We start from the raw sequence: 18,527 nt of genomic DNA, 5'->3' as shown, positions 1-18,527 counted from the left end.
CAGGAAGTCCCTGAGGGTTCCGGCCGGTTAGCTATCAGGAGCGCCGACCACCCCGAACGAGAGCCAGCCTGGATCGTGAGCTGCGACTTCGGTCCCACGGGATGTCCCCTGCGGGGCATCGCTTTCGGGTTGGGTCCCTGGCAGCCCACTGGGCTGCCAGGGACCCAACCCTTCGCTGCTTCATGCGAGTACTTTGATTTTTTCGCTACGGCGAAAAAATCGGCGCCCAGCTAAGCTGGGCTAGGGGATTGCTTTCAGAATGCCCCGCAGGGGACATCCCGTGGGACCGAAGTCGCAGCTCACGATCCAGGCTGGCTCTCGTTCGGGGTGGTCGGCGCTCCTGATAGCTAACCGGCCGGAACCCTCAGGGACTTCCTGGTCGAAACTCCTCGGGCCGGATTCGCTTCGCTCTCCGGCGCGACCAGCTTTACTGGGTTGCGGGTCGTATATAATTAGCTCTGGACTGCAGAGCCGTGGCTTGGGGGTGCATGATGTTTGTGGCTGGGTTCGCCCTATTTCTCTTGGGCATCATCTTCGTTATTTGCTATCCCATTAATAAGAGGAAGAATAAGCGCTGCTCAGAGCAGGTGCAGGGTACGCTGGTGGATATTCGTAGGCATCGCAATTCCCAGGGCAACGTGAGCCATTCGTATGTTTACTCGTATGCGGTGCAAGACGTTGAGTACCGTATTACCTCGACGATCATCAGCAAGGAAGCGCATAACGTGGGGGATACGTGCACCATCTGGTACAACCCCAAAAAGCCCAAGGATGCTCAGCCATTTCATTACGGCTCGAACAAGCCCTATACGATCGTCCTCATTATCGGTATCGCCATGATTCTTCTGGGCTTCGTTCTCTTCGTCATTGGCTCCGCCACCATGTAATAGATCACTATTGTCGTCCCGCCGAAGGCGCCAATCGTTCCCAATCGGCCAAACGGTTTGTCTTTTCCAACACGCACCCTGTGCAGGCGAGCCCCAGCCCGCAACGGCGACCGCCTGCCAAGGCGGAGCGGGCACCCCCTCGCGGGACATTCTGAAAACACTCCCTTCGGCCCAGCTCAGCTGGGCCTGATTTTTCGCTGTATGCGAAAAATCCAAATAAAAGCATGAAGCAGTGAAGGGTTCAAGCATCGTGGAAAGCCCAGTGGGCTTTCCACGAGCGCGAACCCGAGAACGATGTCCCGCGAGGGGGTGCCCGCTCCGCCCCGAAAGACGTCCAGCTAAGGAAGCGTGAGGCGTCCAGGGTGCGGGTTTATTCCTCTACCCAGGTACTTTCCACGAGCGTCATGAGCTCTTGCTGGCTATGCACGTTGAGCTTGCGGTAGATGTGGCGCATGTGCGTGTTGGCCGTGCCAGCGCTGATGTACAGGCGTTCCTGAATGGCTGCGCTATTGTGCCCCTTGGCCAGCAGGAAGAGCACTTCGGTTTCCTTGCGCGAGAGCAGGTACGTTTCGGCGACGAGCGAGCACTTGCGCTTGAAGAGCCCTGGCTTCGGCTCGTTTGGCTCTTTTACCTGCTCTTCGCGCTCGACATTCTTCGCGTTCCCCCGCGTCTGCGCCATTTCGTCGTTCGTGGCGGTCGCATGCAGGACCTTTTTGTGCATGCTTGCGATTTCGCTCTGCAGGTGCTCGTAGTCGGAAATGAGCGCGGGGCATTGGCGGCCGCGTTTGAGCGTTTCCCTGAGCTCGCGTGTGGTGGGAAGCATTGAGCGACCGAACGCGAAGAGCACGAACGCGAATGCCAGGAACGCGCCGGGGTTTCCTAGCGTGTCGTATACGGGAACGTTGTACACCTCGAGAAGGTAGGCGATGAGGGCTCCCAGAGCCAGGCTGCCCCTACCGAATCCGAACACGGTGAAAGCGCTCACGCGGTACGTCTGTGATATGTCGGCGTAGAAGATCCACATGCAGCCTTCCATCATGATGTAGGCTGCGAATAGCGAAAACGTCGAGAAGGGCGATTGATTAACCTCGGGGATGATGAGGAGCGCCAACAGGAAGGCGCATACGGGCAGAAGCGTGCGGAACGAGAAGTTCGCGTTCTTGCGCTGGAAGATCATCGACACGAGCATGATTCCCAGGGCCAGCACGGCCGCCATGAGCGAGAAGAGAATCGTGGCGTTGAATTCCAGTGGGTTTTGCGGAATATGTGCAACGCGTGCGCGCATGATGCCCAGCACGATGCCGAAGGCGATGCTGGGCAGGCACACGTGCAGCGCAAAGGGCATGGTGTACACGGGCGTGGTGAGGTCATTGAATTGCAGATGGTCGACGAGCTTTTGCGAGCAGTGCTTCAGGCACGTAACTTCCACGAAGGGCATGCACAGGGTGAACAGCGTTCCCGTGATGGGGAATGCGTTTGACACCGTGCTCACGAGCACAAACGAAACCACGCTTATGAACAGGGCGAACGAAATGCTGATGGTGATGGTTGGCAGGTCGCACACGGAAAAGGACACGCCGTAGCTCATCAGCAGTGCTGCCGAGCCAATGCCTGAAAGCACGCCTGCGGCTATGGCTAGGGTGTAGGGCGCCACGCCCAGCGCATTCGCCGCAAGCATCATGACCATGGATGCGAACACCATGAGGGCGGCGATCATTCTGTTGCGGTTGCGCTTTGCGGGCGTGCCGAAGAGCGCACGCGCTTTTCTCAGGAAGATGCCGTAGCAAAGAAGCACCGTTGCAAAGGTGATGAGCGAGCATGTGTAGAAGACCCAGCCCGGCTTCCCGAGTGTGGGAAAGAACAGGCGAGGCCCGTTGAACATGAAGAGAAACATCCACGCGCCATGCGCGGCCATGCCCAGAATGAGCGTGATCGATATGCGCCCGAGCGCATAGCTTTCCTCTTCGCGGTATTCCACCGTAATGTGCGGTAGCTTCACAGCTGCCATCTCCTCCCCGCGCGCGTATCCCCTGTAGTGTCCAGCGCGTTGCGGCGCCCAGCTAAGGCGCCGATGGGGTCTGCCCATGCACGTCATTCTACCACTCACCTAGGAGTTCATATACGGCATTAATACGTCATCTACCTGGGCAAATCAATAAATCATATGGCATATATGATGCCGCTTCGAAGCAAAATCATCGACGCGCTATGAAGCTTCGGAACCTTGCCTTCCTAGTATTGAATCAGCCTAAAAGGAGCGCCTGAGCCTTAGGGGAAGCCCGTTAGGGGAGTGGCCGGACAGGGGCGCCGTGCTTCGCTTTTAGGAAACAAGCAGACGGAAAGCGAAGAGAGAGAAAGGTGGGGATTACATGGCAAAGCTCACCATGTCGCGTCGCGGGTTCATGAAGACGCTGGCAATCACTGGTGCCGCTGCCGCGCTCAGCTCTGGGGCCATCGAGCCCATGCAGGCTTTAGCCGAGACGAGCAACACCTCTACCGGCGAACTGAAGCATGTGCGTACATGCTGCCGTGCGTGCGGTAAGGTCGAGTGCGGTGTGTGGGTTACCGTGCAGGATGGCAAAGCCATAAAAGTCGAGGGAGACGAAAGCGCGCCTCAGAGCCGCGGTCACTGCTGCGCTAAGTCGCAGTCTTCCATACAAGCGGCGTATCATCCCGATCGACTCCGCTATCCGGTCAAGCGCACCAACCCCAAGGGCTCTGACGATCCCGGTTGGGTGCGCATCACGCTCGACGAAGCGTTCGAGCTGGCCGGAGCGGGTTTGGGCGAATGCGTCGACAAGTACGGCGGTCAGAGCATCTTCGTGATGTGCGGCACGTCGCGCGTGTGGTCGCTCGGGCCATATCAGGGCATGAAGCAGCTCTTCGGCACGCCCAATGCGCACCTGGCCTACCAGGTGTGCAAGGGTCCGCGCCATTGGGGTGGCATCATGACCGATGAGATGGGCTCGCCCTGGATGGAAGTCGAAGCGGAGCCCAAGGTGTACCTGCAGTGGGGTACCGCTGTGGAGTACTCCAACTACGACACCACGAACCGAACCATTTCCGACGTGGCGCCCCATGCGACGTGCCACATCGACGTCGACCCCCGCGTCACGCCGCTGGGAAAGGAAGCCGACATCTGGTTGCCCCTGCGCCCAGGCACCGACGGAGCGCTTGCCCTGGGTTGGTTCAACTGGGTCATCGAAAACGAGGCGTACGACGACACCATGGTGCGTCGTTGGAGCAATGCCCCGTTTTTGTACTGCGATGATAAGCCCTGGCTCACCGATGGTTGGCTGGCCGAAGGTAACGGCGGCATCGATATGCGCACGAAGCTCATCACCGAAGCCGACATCAAGGAGGGTGGCAAGTACCAGCGCTTCATGGTGTGGGATGAGAACAACAATCGCCTGACTTACTGGGATGCGGAAGAGGGCAAGTGGGAAGGCGAGACGCACAAGGTTCCCACCACGGGCTCGTTCATCCCGCATCCGCTTACGGGCCTGGTGGCCGATGGCTGGTTGCCTGACCCCAGCGTATGGTGCGATCCTGCCGACAGCTCCTTCGATTCCTATTGGGATGCCGGCAACGAGAAGGGAGCGACGACCAATCCGGCTGGCCTGCCCAAGAAGCCCGCGCTGTTCCCTGGCGAGGTCGAGGTGACGCTGCGCGACGGCAAGACGTACAAGTGCCGTACGGTCTGGGATGGCTTCCACGACCTTACGAGCCAGTACGATTGGGATACGGTGGAGGAAATCACCGGAGTTTCCGGCGAGCTGAACGAGAAGGCCGTGAAGACCTGGACCACGCGCGTGGATGCGCGCCATGGCAACGGCGGCATTCACTTCCAGCTTGCTACGGACCAGAATGGCAACGCCATTCAGAATTGTCGCGTTCTGCAGATGCTCAGCTGCGTGACCGGCAACGCCGACGAGCCTGCAGGCAACCGCGGTTCGTGCAAGAGCCAGTTCGACGGCAACCCCGGCCGTTCCAACATGCAGGCGTCCGATCCGTACGGCGATAGCGCGAAGACGTGGCCCGGCCGCGACAAGAGCCTCGACGAGATGGCCTCGTACATGCAGGATTTCGTGCAGTATCTCATCGATGAGAAATCGCCCTTGGCCGAGCGCTACGGCAACAAGGTTCCCACTCACGACGAGGCGGTCATCATCGCCAAGCGCATGGGTGGAGCCATGAGGTCTTCCCAGGCCTGGCCGAACCCCAAGACTATCTTCACGCGCGATGCCGGCGAAATCGACGCCGAGCGCTTCCCGCTGAACCGCTATTGGGCGCGTTGGGTCGATGCCAACTGCGTATGGGATGGTGGCCTGCAGGATCCCGATTGGTCGCTGTGCATGAAAAACGAGAACAAGGAAGTGGGCTACAACGTAAAGCCCACGCCCTATGCGCTCCATGGCGGCGTGTGCCAGTCGGGCGACATCATGAACATGGCGAACATCGCCCGCGCATGGGATGCCATGACGCAGCTCGATTTCTTCGTGGATATCAATCTGTGGTTCTGCCCCACGAACGGCAATGCCGACGTCGTGTTTCCGTGCCATCACTGGATGGAAATCGACACCACGCGCGTATCGCAGGGTGCAGGCGGCATGTTTGGCTGCGGTTGCAAGGCCATCGAGGCCCCGGGCGAGGCTATCTACGACCCAGACTGGAACTGCGGCATGTATCGTGCTATGGGCGTGCCCTGGAACACGCGCGACACTACCGCTACCGGCAGCTCCGAGGAATACATCCTCAAGGTTAAGCCTACGAGCTCGACCAATGTTGCGAAGTGGACCGAGAAGCTGGGCGATGAGTATACGAATGCCATCAACGGCAAGGCGAGCTACCTGTGGCCCGACCACGATCGCATCCTGAAGGATAACGTCGACCAATGGAAGACCGAGATGTATCCCGATGGACCCACGTGGGCGCAGGCCAAGCAGTGGTTCACCGACCATGGCTGGATGGATTGCCGCACCTGGCATCCCGAGCGCTGGGGCACGTTCCGCCGTCACGAGATGGGCTGGCGTCGACAGCAGGGCGGCTTCAACCTCTTCCCGCTGCTCGACACTCATCCCGGTTTCATGACCCCGTCGGGCCTGGTGGAAATCTGGTCCCTCACGTGCGAGGCGTATATCTGCAACATGGGCCAGGAACTGCCCATCCTCGACAACGACCAGCTGGTGAGCGACTACAGCAGCGACGCGCGCTGGGCTAAGAGCGACCTGCCCCATTTCCAGGGCGACGACGATCGCTTCCCCCTGTATCGCGAGCCCACCGACTCGCCGGTCATGAAGCCCGAGCTCTACGATGCGGCCAAGGTTGACCAGGCCGACGACACGTACTTCATGAATCACAACTACGCCGCGACCCTGAAGAAGTATCCCGATAACATCTTCCTGATGACTACGGGTTCCCGCCAGCCGGTGTACTTCCATTCCGAGCACAGGCAGCTTCCCTGGTGCCGCGAGCTCTGGCCTTCGCCGCGCATCGAGATGAATCCGAAGGATGCGGAAAAGCTCGGACTCGAGCAGGGCGACTGGGTGTGGATCGAAACCCCGTGGGGCAAGATTCGCGAGGTGCTCGACCTGTACTACGGCATTTCCGAAGGCGTGGTGAACGCGAATCACCAGTGGTGGTTCCCCGAGTTCGATAACGCTTCTCATGGATTCGAGCTAGTGGGCATCAACGTCGTTAACGACCCGTATGGCCAATGCTGCGTTGGCGGATGCGCCACGATGCGTTCCACGCCCACGGTGGTGTACAAGGCTACGGCGGAGAATTCCCCGTTCGGCAACCCCGTACCGTGCGACCCCAACGGAACCGAATGCATCCACGATGCGTCCGACCCGCGCCTGCGCCAGTGGCTGCCCACCGGTACCGGCATCCGTTCCCGCGTGCAGGGCGAGCCCGAGTGGGATGGGAGCGTGATGTAAATGACTCAGTATGGTATCGTGACCGACCTCAACCGCTGCGTGGGCTGTCTTGCCTGCTCGACGGCGTGCAAAACGGTCAATGGCGTGCGCCCCGGCGACTTCTGGATCAAGACGCTGCGCATTGGCCCCACGCCCAAGGTGGGTGGCAGTGGCCAGTGGCCCGATGTGGAAATGTACTTCCTTCCCATTCAGTGCCAGCACTGCGAGAACCCCGAATGCGTGAAGGTGTGCCCGACCCAGGCTTCCCATAAGCTCGAGGACGGCACTGTGCAGATTGACAAGTCCAAGTGCATCGGCTGCCAGTTCTGCGTCATGGCCTGCCCCTATGGCGTGCGCTACCTGAACGACGAAGAGCGCGTGGTCGAGAAATGCACCCTGTGCGAGCAGCGCATTTCCCAGGGCGAGCTGCCCCAGTGCGTCATGCAGTGCGGTTCGCGCGCCCGCTTCTTCGGCGACGTGGAAAAGGGCATCGGCACCTTCGAGGCGCCCGCGCCCACGCATGACTTGTCAACTTCGTATGAGGACATGCAGGAATCGCGCACGACCGCTTCCGAATGGCTGGAGGCGTGGAAGGACAGCGACGTCTACCATCTCACCGACGTCGGCAATGGACCCCAGATTGCCTATATCCTGCGCAATCGCACGTGGCAGGGAAAGGAGTAACCCATGGAATTGCAATGGCCTCTTATCCTCTTTACCACGTTCATGGCATGGTCAGCCGGCCTCTTCGGCGCCCAGGGCCTCTACGCGTTGCGTGGCGAGGGGGCGAAGGCTCAGATGAGTGCGCTCGTCACGGCGTTCATCCTGCTCGTTATCGGCGGTATCGCTGTATTCATGCACCTGCAGCATTGGGAGCGCATCTTTAATGGCTTTGGCCATATCACGAGCGGCATTACGCAGGAGCTCATCGCCATCGTCGTGCTCGTTATCGTGATGGTGCTGTTCTTCGTGTACTTGCGTCGCGGTGGCGAAGGGTCGGAGATTCCCTCGTGGCTCGCAATCGTCGCCATCGTGGTGTCCGCCCTGCTGCTGGTGGTATGCGCGCATAGCTATATGATGGCTTCCCGTCCTGCGTGGAATACCATCGCCCAGATTGGTTCGATTCTAGGCGCCGGCTGCGCCCTGGGCGCGTCGACCATGGCGCTTCTGGCCTTCCTGAAGGGCGAAGCCGCGGAATACAGCGGCAAGGTGAACCTTATCGGCCATGTTGCCAACGCTGCGCTCACCGTGGTGTACGTCATCGCCATGTCGGCTGCCACGAGCGCGTTCTTCACGGTGGAGAACTGGTTCGATCCGACGTCGCCCACGCGTGACATCACCAATGCGGTAAGCGCTTCGCCGTTCGCGGGCGACGTGCTTCCCGCAACGGCGTGCGCCATCATCGCGGCCTTGGTGGGCGTTGTGGCTGCTTACATGGGCAAGAAGCAGGCCGAATGGAAGGTCTGGGGCGTGGTGGGCATAGCCGCCGCCTTCGTCGCAGCCATCTGCCTGCGCATCGTGTTCTACCAGATGGGCGGATCGGTATTCCCCATGTACTAGAGCGAATCTGGCTGGGGTGCGTCTTCGCGTCCCAGCCAGGCTGCGGCCTTCCGAGAGTCTCCCTTTCCGGGCTTTGAGTCTCCAACCTATTCCCGTGTCTGCGGCAGGGCGCCACCTCTCCTCCCTCACGTGCGCGTATGTACCGCAGACCGACCTCCTTTGGGCATCGCGCCAACCTCCCGGCGCGATGCCTTCATGCGTCTTCGGGACACTGAGCGCATGCGCTCCAAACCGTTACCAACGGGAGCGACTGGCGGCGGTACAATGCCCTCATCGGACCATCTGAGGAAGGGCGGTATTCCATGCTGGACACCAAGGCGCTTCGCACGCTGTCTTATGGGCTCTACATCGTTTCCGCGAAGGGGGATGATGGAAGCGCCGGTTGCGTTGTGAACACGTTTTCCCAGGTAACGTCTAAGCCCACTCAGTGCAGCGTGGCCATTAACAAGGAAAACGCCACATGCGGCGCCGTTCTTCAGGCGGGTCGGTTCGCCGTGAGCGTGCTCGACGAAACGGCCACGATGGAGCTCATCGGCACGTTCGGCTTTCACGCCTCTTACGAAATCGACAAGTTCGCCCAGGTTCAGACGTGCTTCGACGCGGCGGGTATGCCGTACGTGGCCGAGCACGCATGCGCCCGCTTTTCCGTGAAGGTGCAGCATACGCTCGACCTGGGATCCCATATGCTCTTCATCGGCCTGGTCGAGCAAGCCGAAACGCTCTCGACGCAGCCTCCCATGACCTATGCCTATTATCATCAGGTGAAAGGTGGGAAGACGCCTCCGAAGGCGTCGTCGTACATCGAAGGGGAAGGTGCCCCTGCGGACGCGCAGCAAGCGGGTGGTGCTCCCAAGGTGGGGTGGCGCTGCATGCTCTGCGGGCATATTGAGTACGTCGACGAGCTGCCTGATGATTTCGCATGCCCCATCTGCGGGGCGGGGAGGGAGATGTTCGAGCGCGTCGAGCTCTAGCGAGCCTTCAGCCCCTGCATATACGTGAAAGCCCCGCCGCGCTCGTACGCGCTGGCGGGGCTTGCCATGCAACGGGGTCTGCTGGGAGGGAAAATGGCCCCGTGCGTGCGTGAAATGCGCTAGGCTTTCAGGAATTTGCCGACGCTCTTACCGGCTTCGCGGCCTAGGACGATTGCCATGCCCAGGCTGCAGCCGGGGATGGGCGTGATGTACTCGTAGCCGAAGCGCTTGCCACAGTCGTTGCCGCTCACGTACAGGCCGGGAATGGGCTCGAAGTTCTCGTCGAGAGCGTTCTGCTCGCCGTCGGTGATGATGCCGCCGCAGGTCACCATCGTCTCGCCGAATTCGGGGTCGAAGGTGCAGGCGTAGAACGGCGGCGTGTCAACGGGGAAGAGCACCGCGGCGTCGCGGCCGTACTGCTGGTCGGCGCCTGCCTTGCAGTAGGCGTTGTACTCCTCGATCTGGGCGACGAAGTTCGTCTTGGCTTCGCCTGTCAGGCCCAGCTGGCCGGCCAGGCCCTCGAGCGTGTCGTCGGCGATGTAGGTGACGGTGGTCATCGGGCCCGCTCCGCCTTCAGCCGAGGAATCTTCGGCCTTGGCTTCGCCCTTGAATACCGCATAGGCCTTGTCCAGGCTCTCCTGCAGGCTTGCGATGTTTTCCTCGCTGGCGGTGAAGCCGGCGTGCTGGGGGATGGTGTACTGGCGGTACGTGGGGAAGTTCGCGTCGCAGACGGCGAACTTCGTCTTGCGTGCGCGAATCTGCGTGGTCAGGCCGCGCTGCTCGCTGGTGGGGTAGTACTCGTTGCAGAAGCGCTTGCCGTTCTCGTCAATCCATACGGCCTGGGGCAGGCAGTTCATCTTGCCGGGTACGGAAAGGCCGCGGAAGTTCATGCCGGGGATGGGCGTGGTTTCCAGGTGCGCGCCGGCCCAGTAGGCCATCTTCACGCCCGCGCCGTCGTTGGTGCTCATGCTGGAGAGCTTCTCGTCGCCAACCAGGTTGCCGTATGCGTCGTACATCAGGTCGTTCATCATTTCCTGATTGCCACCGAAACCGCCCGTGGCCAGCACGACCGCCTTGCATTCGTACTTGTTGTAGCCCGCGGAGGTCTTGGTCACGATGCCGGCCACCTTGCCGTCGTCCATGATGACGTAGTAGCCCTGCTCCTCCCATTTCACCTGGCCGCCGGCCTTCTCGCCTGCAGCGCGGTTGTAACCCAGGAGCTTGGTCTCGTTGCAGTCGCCGTAGAAGCTGCACACGCTCGGCCAGAACTTGATGCCGGAAAGCTCGTCCATCTGATGCTCGGTTTTGGGGAAGAAGGACGTGGTCATCGTGGCTAGGTCGGCTTCGGAGCACTGGTCGAGGTACCAGTTGCTGTTAGCTTCGGAGTTGAGCGCGAATTTCATGACGAGGTCCTGGTTGGCGCTGTTGCCCGTGATCTTCATCCAGTTCTGGAAGAACTCGACGGGGTCGATGTGCGGCACGCCGCGGTCCTGCAGGACCTTCGCGTTCAGCGCGGCGAATTCGTTGCCCACGGCCGCGAAGGTGCTTTCGGCCTGCTTCTCGATGAGGATGACGTCGTATCCCTCTTCGGCGAGCTCGCGGAACGCGGTGGTTCCGGCGTATCCCATGCCCACGACGACGACATCGCAGGACGTGGAGTTCTGGAAGCTCGTCACTTCGCTTGGCGCGGTTTTCCAGGAAGACTCGGTGCCTTCCGCAGTCGCTTCGCTCTTGGCCTTGGGGGAAGAGCAAGCGGAAAGGGCCCCGGCGCTTCCCAGGGCGAGCGAGGCGATGGCGCCGCCCTTCAGGAAATTCCTACGCGTGAGCTTTGCATGATCGGTCATGGTTCCCTCCATCTAGTCTGAACGCCGCAGCGTGAGCGGCGCGGCGCTTCGATGCGCCCAAGTTCCTAACCTGCCTCTAACGTAGGGTTCGCGTGCCGTTCGCGTAATTACGGAAATGGGGTATTTGGGTGCAGAGGGCGTGCGATGGGGTATCGCGGTTTTGGGGTATTTTTTCGAAATGCCTGCTCAGCGCTATTTCGGCTTTGGCTTGCCTTCAAGTTCGGGATGTATAATCGCCTGAACGTCAATCTTGCAGGGAGGGCAATAAGACGTGGCTTCTCTCATACGAAACCTCAATGCGCGCATTGCGCTGTTCGGTCTCTTCGCGGTAACCATTCCCATTTTCTCGCCCAATGCCTCGGTGTTCCGTGGCAACGGTCCCGTGGGCTTCATGCCCTATTTCATTTACTCGATGTTCGCCGCGCTCGCGGTGGTCTCGCTTGCGTGCGCCATCAAGTCGCGTCGCACGCCCACGGTGCTATCGCGTGGGGCGGGCCTTGTGGCGAGCGTGCTGTACGCGCTTTCCATCGTGGGGTTCGTCGCCCTTTCGCTGGGAGCTGCCATTCCCTATGGCATCGTGGCTGCAATCGGGGCCGTATGCGGGGCGACGATCGTGTTCATCACCGTGCAATGGGCGTCGTATCTTTCCGCGCTCGCGTTTCGCGAGGCGCTCGTCTGCAGCTGCCTGCTGTGCATAGCCACGGCAGTGATGGGCATCGTGTTCCAGGCGCTTCCGCTCTTCGTGCGTGGTGGCCTGTACGTGGCCTTCGCCGCGGTGGGTGGCATCGCCCCGTTCGCGATGAAGCCGGTGCCCCCGTATGCGTTATGCGATGCGCCCTCTCCCGATGAGGCGGCGCTATCTACGCGCAACCTGCTGCATATGCTTCACCTGCCCGTAATTGGCCTGGTCATCTACACGTTCATGATGAGCGTTAACAAGGTTCTGGCGTGGGGCGTCGTCGATGCGGAGTACCTGGGCGCCATCATCGCCGCCGTGCTCATCGCGCCCGTCTTGCTCGTGCGCACCGACAAGCCCGCTGCGTCGTTCGTGTATCGCGTCGTCGCTCCCGTCATCGGCGGCATCGTCATCGTGTTCGTGAGCTTTCCCGCCGATACGCTTCCGCATGGGGCGGCGCTTTGGCTCGTGTACATCTTCCTGTCGGCGCTCGCCATCATCGCGCTCAGCCAGATCATCGCCGTGCTCCACGCGGGGGAATTCTACCCGGCGTTCGTGGTGGGATGCTCGCTCTTCCTGGGCGGCGTGGTTTCGCTCTGTGGTCTCATGTGGGTGAACGTGTTTGGCGGGCTTTCCGCGTACGAGCCGCTCATCTACGTGCTCATTGCGGTGTACTGCGCGCTCATGCTCATTTCACTGGGCTTGGAATCGTGGCGCACCATCACGGCGGTATCCGTTCCCAGCGACGATGTCGATGCGGGCGTGGTGAGCGTTGCGGGTGGCTCGCATGCGTCCGCGGAGGAGCCGCGTTCGTCGACCGTGCCCATCCCCGGGGCCATCGCATCGAAGCTCACGCGCCGCGAAACGGAAATCCTTTCCTATCTGGGCAGGGGTCACTCAAACGCGTTCATCGCGGAAAAGCTCTTCATCTCGGAAAGCACGGTGCGCACGCATGTGAAGCACATCTACCAGAAGCTCGAGGTGCATTCCCGCGAGGAGCTGTTCGTGCTGCTCGACCATGCGCGCGCGTAGGTGTCGCTCTATTTCACGTTCCAGGAAATGAACGCCCAGGTGATGACGCGCGGGATTTTCAGACGCAGAGCCTTTTGCGGATTGCCCTTGCTGTCGGGCGTGCCCGCTTCCTCGTTTTCCACTAGGTTGTCGGCGAGCCAGATGCGCAGGTTGCGCATGGCGGCCTCGATGCCTTCCGTGTCGGCGGGGTCGAGCGTGTCGGTGATCATGCGCCCGAAATCGGCGGCGGCTTCCTCGGGGTTCGCGAACGTGTCGCGTCGGATGCTGCGGATGTAGCGGCAGGTGGGCTCGAATCCATCGTTGGCGAGGATGTTCCAGGCGTATTGGGCATCGTTGCCGTGGCGGTTCTTCACGCCCACGGCCTTGAGAACGTTGCGGTCCATGCGCGGGCTGCAACCCGTGGTAAGCGTGATGCAGCACTGCCTGCGCGCCGCATGCGTGAGCTTTGCGAGCGATGCGCGCAGATCGTGCGTGGCGATGGAGCGCGAGGCGATGGCCACGTCGACGCAGTTTTCGCCCATGCCATGCTCATCCCAGTTATCGTCCCAGCTTACAAGCTTGCGTTCGACAAGGGCGGAAAGGTCGGTGCCGTGTTCGGCAGATGCGGTTTCCATGCGCGCCTTCGTCTCGTCGAGCATTCCCTGGCTGAAGTCGGCCGCAATCACGTGGCTTCCCGCCAGTGCGAGCGGTACGGCGATGCTGCCCGTGCCGCAACCCATGTCGAGAACGCTTTCGCCGGGTGCTATTTCGGCCATTTCCAGGAACGCCGACACGTAGGGGCTGGGGGAGTCCTTGCTGCTGAAGTTCTTCGAGCGCGCGTTCCAGTACTGCGCGTCGTCGGCGCTGCGGCGTATGCGCTGAAGCCGTTTCCATTCCTCGTTCCAGTCGCTCTCCTGGAGCATGGAAATGGTTTCGCCGTTGGGCTGCGAGTTATGCGGATTCGTCATCTTGCCCCTTCTTTCGTAGCTTGCTGACGGTATTGTAGAACATGTTGTAGGCAGATTATTCTCGAACGGGAAGAAGGTAGCTTATGCACGTTGAACTTCTGTACCACACCCCCGATCCGGAACGGGCAATCGCCACGGCGGCGCGTCTGTGCTATGCGCCCGTGGGAGCATCCGAGCTCATGGAAACGATGCCCGAAGAGCGCGTTCGCAGCGTCCTTTCCACCATCATGGGCAGCGGGCATTTCAGCACGCTCGAGCACGCTTCGTTCACGTTCGCCATCGACGGCGTGTCACGCGCGCTCACGCATCAGCTCGTGCGTCATCGCATCGCCAGCTATAACCAGCAGAGCCAGAGGTACGTGAAGTTCAAGCAGGGCGTAGCGGTTGTCACGCCCCATACGGTGCAGGAGAGCGACGAGGCCGCCGCTATCTACCAGCAGGCCATCGATGCTGCTACCGATGCATACGCGAAGCTTCTTGAGCTGGGCATTCCCGCGGAAGACGCACGTTATTTGCTCCCCAATGCGGCGGAGTCGAAAATCGTCGTTACCATGAACGCGCGTACCCTGTATCATTTCTTCTCCGAGCGTTGCTGCAATCGTGCGCAGTGGGAAATCCGCGAGCTCGCATGGAAGATGCTCGAGCTCGTGCGTCCGCTTGCGCCGTACGTGTTCGCCGATGCCGGCCCTGGCTGCGTGCGCGGTCATTGCCCCGAGGGCAAGATGACGTGCGGCGAGCCGTATCCGCGTATCGACCGAGCGAGCCTGTAGGCCGTTCATATAGTTTGTGCTCTGTCCCGTGTAAGTAGGTCCCATGAAAAAGAAATCCGATCTCTCCCGCGCGTTTTCCGAAGACGGTGCCCTGAAAACGCACGTTGGCGGTCAGGCGCTTCTGGAAGGCGTCATGATGCGCGGGAAGTTCAACTGGGCGGTTGGCGTGCGCGAGCCGCAGGGAACTATTTACACGGAAGAGCACGACCTTGCCAGTGGTCGCGCGAAGAACGGCTGGCTGCGCGTACCCGTGGTGCGCGGGTGCACGGCGTTCGTGGAATCGCTTGCGCTAGGCTACAAGGCGCTTGAAATTGCCGCTATGCATGCCTTCGCCGAAGAGGACGAAGGGAGCGAAGAGCCTGCGGTTGCCCAAGAGGGTAGTGCCGAGCAGGCTGAACAGCATGCGGAAGGCGAATCGGAGGGCGTGCTTTCCCATGGCGCCATGACGGCGAGCATGGTGCTGGGCCTCATCCTGGGCATCGTTCTGTTCATCGTTGCGCCTGCGGCTATCACCAACATTCTCGTGGGCGAATACGACCAGGCTACCCTGGCGTGGAACCTCGTCGATGGCGTGCTGCGCGTGTGCGTGTTCGTGGCCTACATCTGGCTCATCGGCCTCATGCCCGATATCAAGCGCATGTTTGGCTATCACGGTGCCGAGCACAAGACCATTCACTGCTACGAGCATGGCTTGCCCCTCACGCCCGAAAACGCGCGCAGTTTCCCGCGTTTGCACGTGAGGTGCGGAACTGCCTTCCTCATCATGGTTATGGTTATCGCCATTCTGGTGTACACCATCACGCCCATTAACGCGCTCATCGGGGCCTGGGGCGTGCCCGACGGCCTTCCCAAGCTGCTGCTCGTCATCGTGGTGCGCATCGTGCTCATGCCCGTCATTGCCGGCATCAGCTACGAAATCACGGTGAAGTGGGCCGGAAGCCATCCCGATAATCCGCTCGTGAAAGTGGTGCTGTGGCCTGGCATGCAGATGCAGTACCTCACCACGCGCGAGCCTAGCGACGATCAGATCGAATGCGCTATCGCGGCGATGAAGCTCGTGCTCGAACGCGAGGAGCGCGAAGCGGCTGCGGGCGTGAGTGCCCGCGCGAATTAGCGATTTCCCTTATACGTATCCCAGGTAGGAAAGATACTGCTGCGCGTTCTGCGGCACCGAAAGCGTGATGTCCTGGCCGCGCAGGGTTACCGTGAGGTACGACTTGTCGAGGTACGTGGTGATCTGCGCTTCCGAATCTTCGCATGCGATGGTGTAGGTGCCGTTCTGCGTGGCCGTGCTGGGCAGGTCGACGGCCGTCCAGCTGGGAACGTCGAGCGCCGTCACGCTTGCCTCCACGGATGACTGGGAAAGGCCCCTGTCCTGCGCGATTGCCTGCGCATTGTCGCGCAGTGCCTCTTGAATGGTGGATTTTGCCCCCGTGGTGTCGAACACCGTCTTGGGCGCCTTCGACTGAAGGAACCCGGAATCGGGCGTTTTCACCGTTTGAATAAGTTGCGATGGAGTGGCCACGCTTTTGGCGATAGCCTCGTTTTCGCTCGGAAAGAGCGACATGTATCCGGCGACGGCCACGACAACGATCGCGGCAACCGCTCCACCCATTAGCAGAAAGCGTTTGAAGTTCATCTGCAGCCCAGCTTTCTCAATTTTCCCCTGCGCATACTATAGGTCTATGCGGGGGCGGAGGTGCCGTCTGCGCAGAAGATGCGTGCGACATTCAGCGTGAGCGGATAAAGAAAATACCAAATCGACAACTTTTCATGTATTATTACGCACTGTTTAATCGGCCGCACGAAGCGGCTGGTATCCCCACGCACGTTAAATCAAGAGAGGGGCCTCGTGTGAAACTGGTAGTGACAGAGAAGAACGACGCAGCCGAGAAGATCTCCCAGCTGCTTGGCGCGGGCAGCCCGAAGCGCGACAAGGTGTACAACACGCCGGTGTACCGCTTCACGGTCGAGGGCGAGGAATGGGTCACCATTGGCCTGCGCGGTCATATCCTCGAACCCGATTTCGCTCCCCAGCTTGTATATAAGAAGCGCGGTGGCTGGCGCGGCGTCGATGCCAACGGGGAAGTGGTCGAGGCCAACGTGCCCGACTCCCTGCCGAAGCCGCCGTTCAAGAAGCGCAAGCCCTTCACGGAAGACGGCGTGCTCCTTTCCACCTGGAAGATGGATGCGCTCCCATACCTGGTGTATGCGCCTATCGAGAAGCTTCCCAAGGAAAAGGACATCATCCGTTCCCTGAAGAACCTCGCGAAGAAGGCCGATAGCATCGTCATCGCAACGGACTTCGACCGCGAGGGCGAGCTCATTGGCTCCGACGCGCTCTCGCAGATTCGCCTCGAGAACCCCACGGCGCCCGTTTCGCGCGCCCGCTATTCCGCCTTCACGAAGGAGGAAATCACCCACGCGTTCCAGAATCTCGTCGAACTCGACGACAATCTGGCTTCTGCCGGTGCCTCCCGTCAGGATATCGACCTCATTTGGGGCGCGGTGCTCACGCGCTACCTCACGCTCGTGAAATTCGCCGGGTATGGCAACGTTCGCAGCTCTGGCCGCGTGCAGACGCCCACCCTGGCCCTCATCGTGGCCCGCGAGCGCGAGCGTCTCGCGTTCGTGCCCGAGGACTTCTGGGTCATTCGCGGTTCCTTCGACGATGACGGCATCGAGTTCTCCGCGCCGTATTCCACGGCCCGCTTTAAGGTAGAGGCGGAAGCCCAGGCCGTCATGCAGCATGTCGAGGGCGCAACCACGGCGAAGGTCGTCGACGTGGCAAAGCGCAAGCGCAAGCAGAACCCGCCGGCGCCGTTCAACACCACGTCGCTCATGGCCGCCGCCGCGGCCGAGGGCATTCGCCCGGCGCGCACGATGCGCATCGCCGAAAGCCTGTACATGGATGGCTTCATCAGCTACCCGCGTGTCGATAATACGGTGTATCCCGATTCCCTTGACCTCGCCGATGTCGTGAATCGCCTGTCGGCCAACCCGGCCTACGCGCCGTATTGCAAGCAGCTCCTGGCTTCCGGTCCGCTGCATGCCACGCGCGGAAAGCAGGAGGACACCGACCATCCGCCCATCTATCCCACCACCGCGGCCAGCCCCGATGTGCTGGGTCCCGCGGAGTTCAAGCTCTACAACCTCATCGCCCGTCGCTTCCTGGCAACGCTTTCCGATGCCGCCGAAATCGAGGGCACGAAGGTGAACCTCGACGTCAACGGCGAGATCTTCTCCGCCAAGGGCGACGTCATGGTGCACAAGGGCTTCCGCGAGATCTACCCGTACGGCATGAAGAAGGATGAGCAGCTTCCCGCGCTCGAGGCCGGGCAGGTCATCGGGTTCGGCGGTGCCGAGCTCACGAAGAAGCAGACCGAGCCTCCCGCGCGCTATTCGCAGGGTCGCCTCATCCAGGAAATGGAAAAGCTGGGGCTGGGCACGAAGTCCACGCGCCATGCCATCATCGAGCGCCTGTACAACGTGAGCTACATCGTGAACGACCCCATCGAGCCTTCCGCTCTGGGCATGGCGGTCGTCGACGCACTCGACCGCTTCGCGCCGCATATCACCACGGCCGACATGACGGCCGAGCTCGAAAGCGAGATGGACAACATCGCGAAGGGCGAGAACACGCGCGAGAGCGTCGTGGCCCATTCGCGTGCCCTTCTGGGCGAGCAGCTCGCCGAGCTCATGCCCCATTCCGAAGAGGTGAAGGAGGCCCTGGCCGATGCCGTGGCTGCCGACGCCTACGTGGGCAAGTGCCCGAAATGCGGAAAAGACCTGCAGCTTCGCGCAAGCCAGAAGACGCGTTCGATGTTCATTGGCTGCGCCGGTTGGCCCGACTGCGACGTTACCTACCCGCTGCCGAAGGGCAAGATCGAGGCGCAGGAGGAGCTGTGCCCCACCTGCGGCA

13 protein-coding genes are annotated in these 18,527 nt (G+C 61.0%); 9 read left to right on the top strand and 4 right to left on the bottom strand.

All coding sequences use genetic code 11. The features are described 5' to 3' along the window. The first annotated feature begins 488 nt into the window (after nucleotides 1-488). Nucleotides 489-887: a DUF3592 domain-containing protein gene (locus AC04P6_RS03825; RefSeq protein ID WP_066663041.1), complete on the top strand. Its 399-nt coding sequence runs from the start codon at nucleotides 489-491 to the stop codon at nucleotides 885-887. Nucleotides 888-1,257: 370 nt separating this feature from the next. On the opposite strand, the gene AC04P6_RS03820 is transcribed toward AC04P6_RS03825, so the two are convergent. Continuing rightward, nucleotides 1,258-2,886: a response regulator transcription factor gene (locus AC04P6_RS03820; RefSeq protein ID WP_475565274.1), complete on the bottom strand. Its 1,629-nt coding sequence runs from the start codon at nucleotides 2,884-2,886 to the stop codon at nucleotides 1,258-1,260. Between the two features lie 370 nt (nucleotides 2,887-3,256). Here AC04P6_RS03820 and AC04P6_RS03815 point away from each other — a divergent pair, with 370 nt between their 5' ends. The 4 genes from AC04P6_RS03815 to AC04P6_RS03800 all read left to right on the top strand — a co-directional run bounded on the left by AC04P6_RS03815 (nucleotide 3,257) and on the right by AC04P6_RS03800 (nucleotide 9,336). Then, nucleotides 3,257-6,826, top strand: coding sequence for a molybdopterin dinucleotide binding domain-containing protein (locus tag AC04P6_RS03815; RefSeq protein WP_475565273.1), 3,570 nt, complete (start codon nucleotides 3,257-3,259; stop codon nucleotides 6,824-6,826). Beyond that, nucleotides 6,827-7,489, top strand: a complete 663-nt coding sequence (locus AC04P6_RS03810) for a 4Fe-4S dicluster domain-containing protein (protein WP_475565271.1) — start codon at nucleotides 6,827-6,829, stop codon at nucleotides 7,487-7,489. It abuts the gene before it with no gap. Nucleotides 7,490-7,492: 3 nt separating this feature from the next. Next, nucleotides 7,493-8,365 carry a dimethyl sulfoxide reductase anchor subunit family protein gene (locus AC04P6_RS03805; RefSeq protein WP_475565270.1) on the top strand — a complete coding sequence of 291 codons (873 nt, stop codon included), beginning with the start codon at nucleotides 7,493-7,495 and terminating at the stop codon, nucleotides 8,363-8,365. Nucleotides 8,366-8,667: 302 nt separating this feature from the next. Then, a complete protein-coding gene (locus AC04P6_RS03800; protein ID WP_475565268.1) occupies nucleotides 8,668-9,336 on the top strand; it encodes a flavin reductase in 669 nt (222 codons plus the stop codon). A 119-nt stretch (nucleotides 9,337-9,455) separates the two neighbouring features. Here the strand turns inward: AC04P6_RS03800 and AC04P6_RS03795 are convergent, their stop codons facing one another. Continuing rightward, nucleotides 9,456-11,180, bottom strand: coding sequence for an FAD-dependent oxidoreductase (locus tag AC04P6_RS03795; protein WP_475565267.1), 1,725 nt, complete (start codon nucleotides 11,178-11,180; stop codon nucleotides 9,456-9,458). Between the two features lie 271 nt (nucleotides 11,181-11,451). Here AC04P6_RS03795 and AC04P6_RS03790 point away from each other — a divergent pair, with 271 nt between their 5' ends. Continuing rightward, on the top strand, nucleotides 11,452-12,888 hold the full coding sequence (locus AC04P6_RS03790; protein WP_475565266.1) for a helix-turn-helix transcriptional regulator: 1,437 nt from the start codon (nucleotides 11,452-11,454) through the stop codon (nucleotides 12,886-12,888). Between the two features lie 8 nt (nucleotides 12,889-12,896). Here AC04P6_RS03790 and AC04P6_RS03785 read toward each other — a convergent pair whose 3' ends face one another. Continuing rightward, nucleotides 12,897-13,835 carry a class I SAM-dependent DNA methyltransferase gene (locus AC04P6_RS03785; RefSeq protein WP_475565265.1) on the bottom strand — a complete coding sequence of 313 codons (939 nt, stop codon included), beginning with the start codon at nucleotides 13,833-13,835 and terminating at the stop codon, nucleotides 12,897-12,899. 83 nt (nucleotides 13,836-13,918) lie between these two features. On the opposite strand from AC04P6_RS03785, the gene thyX reads away from it, so the two are divergent. Then, on the top strand, nucleotides 13,919-14,605 hold the full coding sequence (gene thyX / locus AC04P6_RS03780) for an FAD-dependent thymidylate synthase (protein WP_475565264.1): 687 nt from the start codon (nucleotides 13,919-13,921) through the stop codon (nucleotides 14,603-14,605). Nucleotides 14,606-14,648: 43 nt separating this feature from the next. Beyond that, the gene (locus tag AC04P6_RS03775) at nucleotides 14,649-15,719 is read left to right on the top strand and encodes a DUF1385 domain-containing protein (RefSeq protein WP_475565263.1); all 1,071 of its coding nucleotides are present in this window, start codon (nucleotides 14,649-14,651) and stop codon (nucleotides 15,717-15,719) included. Between the two features lie 9 nt (nucleotides 15,720-15,728). Here AC04P6_RS03775 and AC04P6_RS03770 read toward each other — a convergent pair whose 3' ends face one another. Further along, on the bottom strand, nucleotides 15,729-16,220 hold the full coding sequence (locus tag AC04P6_RS03770) for a hypothetical protein (RefSeq protein WP_475565262.1): 492 nt from the start codon (nucleotides 16,218-16,220) through the stop codon (nucleotides 15,729-15,731). Nucleotides 16,221-16,459: 239 nt separating this feature from the next. Between AC04P6_RS03770 and AC04P6_RS03765 the strand changes: the two genes are divergently transcribed. Further along, nucleotides 16,460-18,527 (top strand): DNA topoisomerase I (locus tag AC04P6_RS03765; RefSeq protein WP_475565261.1); only part of this gene is annotated, 2,068 nt, incomplete at its 3' end.

This window comes from Denitrobacterium sp. (genome assembly GCF_056180635.1).
The sequence above is the reverse complement of the archived record's forward strand: the minus strand, read 5'-3'. Positions and strand labels throughout refer to the sequence as shown.

Excerpts from the sequence above, each read along its gene's own strand:
- AC04P6_RS03805 (WP_475565270.1), top strand. The coding sequence starts at position 7,493 with ATGGAATTGCAATGGCCTCTTATCCTCTTTACCACGTTCATGGCATGG.
- AC04P6_RS03770 (WP_475565262.1), bottom strand. The coding sequence starts at position 16,220 with ATGGGTGGAGCGGTTGCCGCGATCGTTGTCGTGGCCGTCGCCGGATAC.
- AC04P6_RS03785 (WP_475565265.1), bottom strand. The coding sequence starts at position 13,835 with ATGACGAATCCGCATAACTCGCAGCCCAACGGCGAAACCATTTCCATG.
- thyX (WP_475565264.1), top strand. The coding sequence starts at position 13,919 with ATGCACGTTGAACTTCTGTACCACACCCCCGATCCGGAACGGGCAATC.
- AC04P6_RS03815 (WP_475565273.1), top strand. The coding sequence starts at position 3,257 with ATGGCAAAGCTCACCATGTCGCGTCGCGGGTTCATGAAGACGCTGGCA.
- AC04P6_RS03825 (WP_066663041.1), top strand. The coding sequence starts at position 489 with ATGATGTTTGTGGCTGGGTTCGCCCTATTTCTCTTGGGCATCATCTTC.
- AC04P6_RS03810 (WP_475565271.1), top strand. The coding sequence starts at position 6,827 with ATGACTCAGTATGGTATCGTGACCGACCTCAACCGCTGCGTGGGCTGT.
- AC04P6_RS03800 (WP_475565268.1), top strand. The coding sequence starts at position 8,668 with ATGCTGGACACCAAGGCGCTTCGCACGCTGTCTTATGGGCTCTACATC.
- AC04P6_RS03775 (WP_475565263.1), top strand. The coding sequence starts at position 14,649 with ATGAAAAAGAAATCCGATCTCTCCCGCGCGTTTTCCGAAGACGGTGCC.
- AC04P6_RS03795 (WP_475565267.1), bottom strand. The coding sequence starts at position 11,180 with ATGACCGATCATGCAAAGCTCACGCGTAGGAATTTCCTGAAGGGCGGC.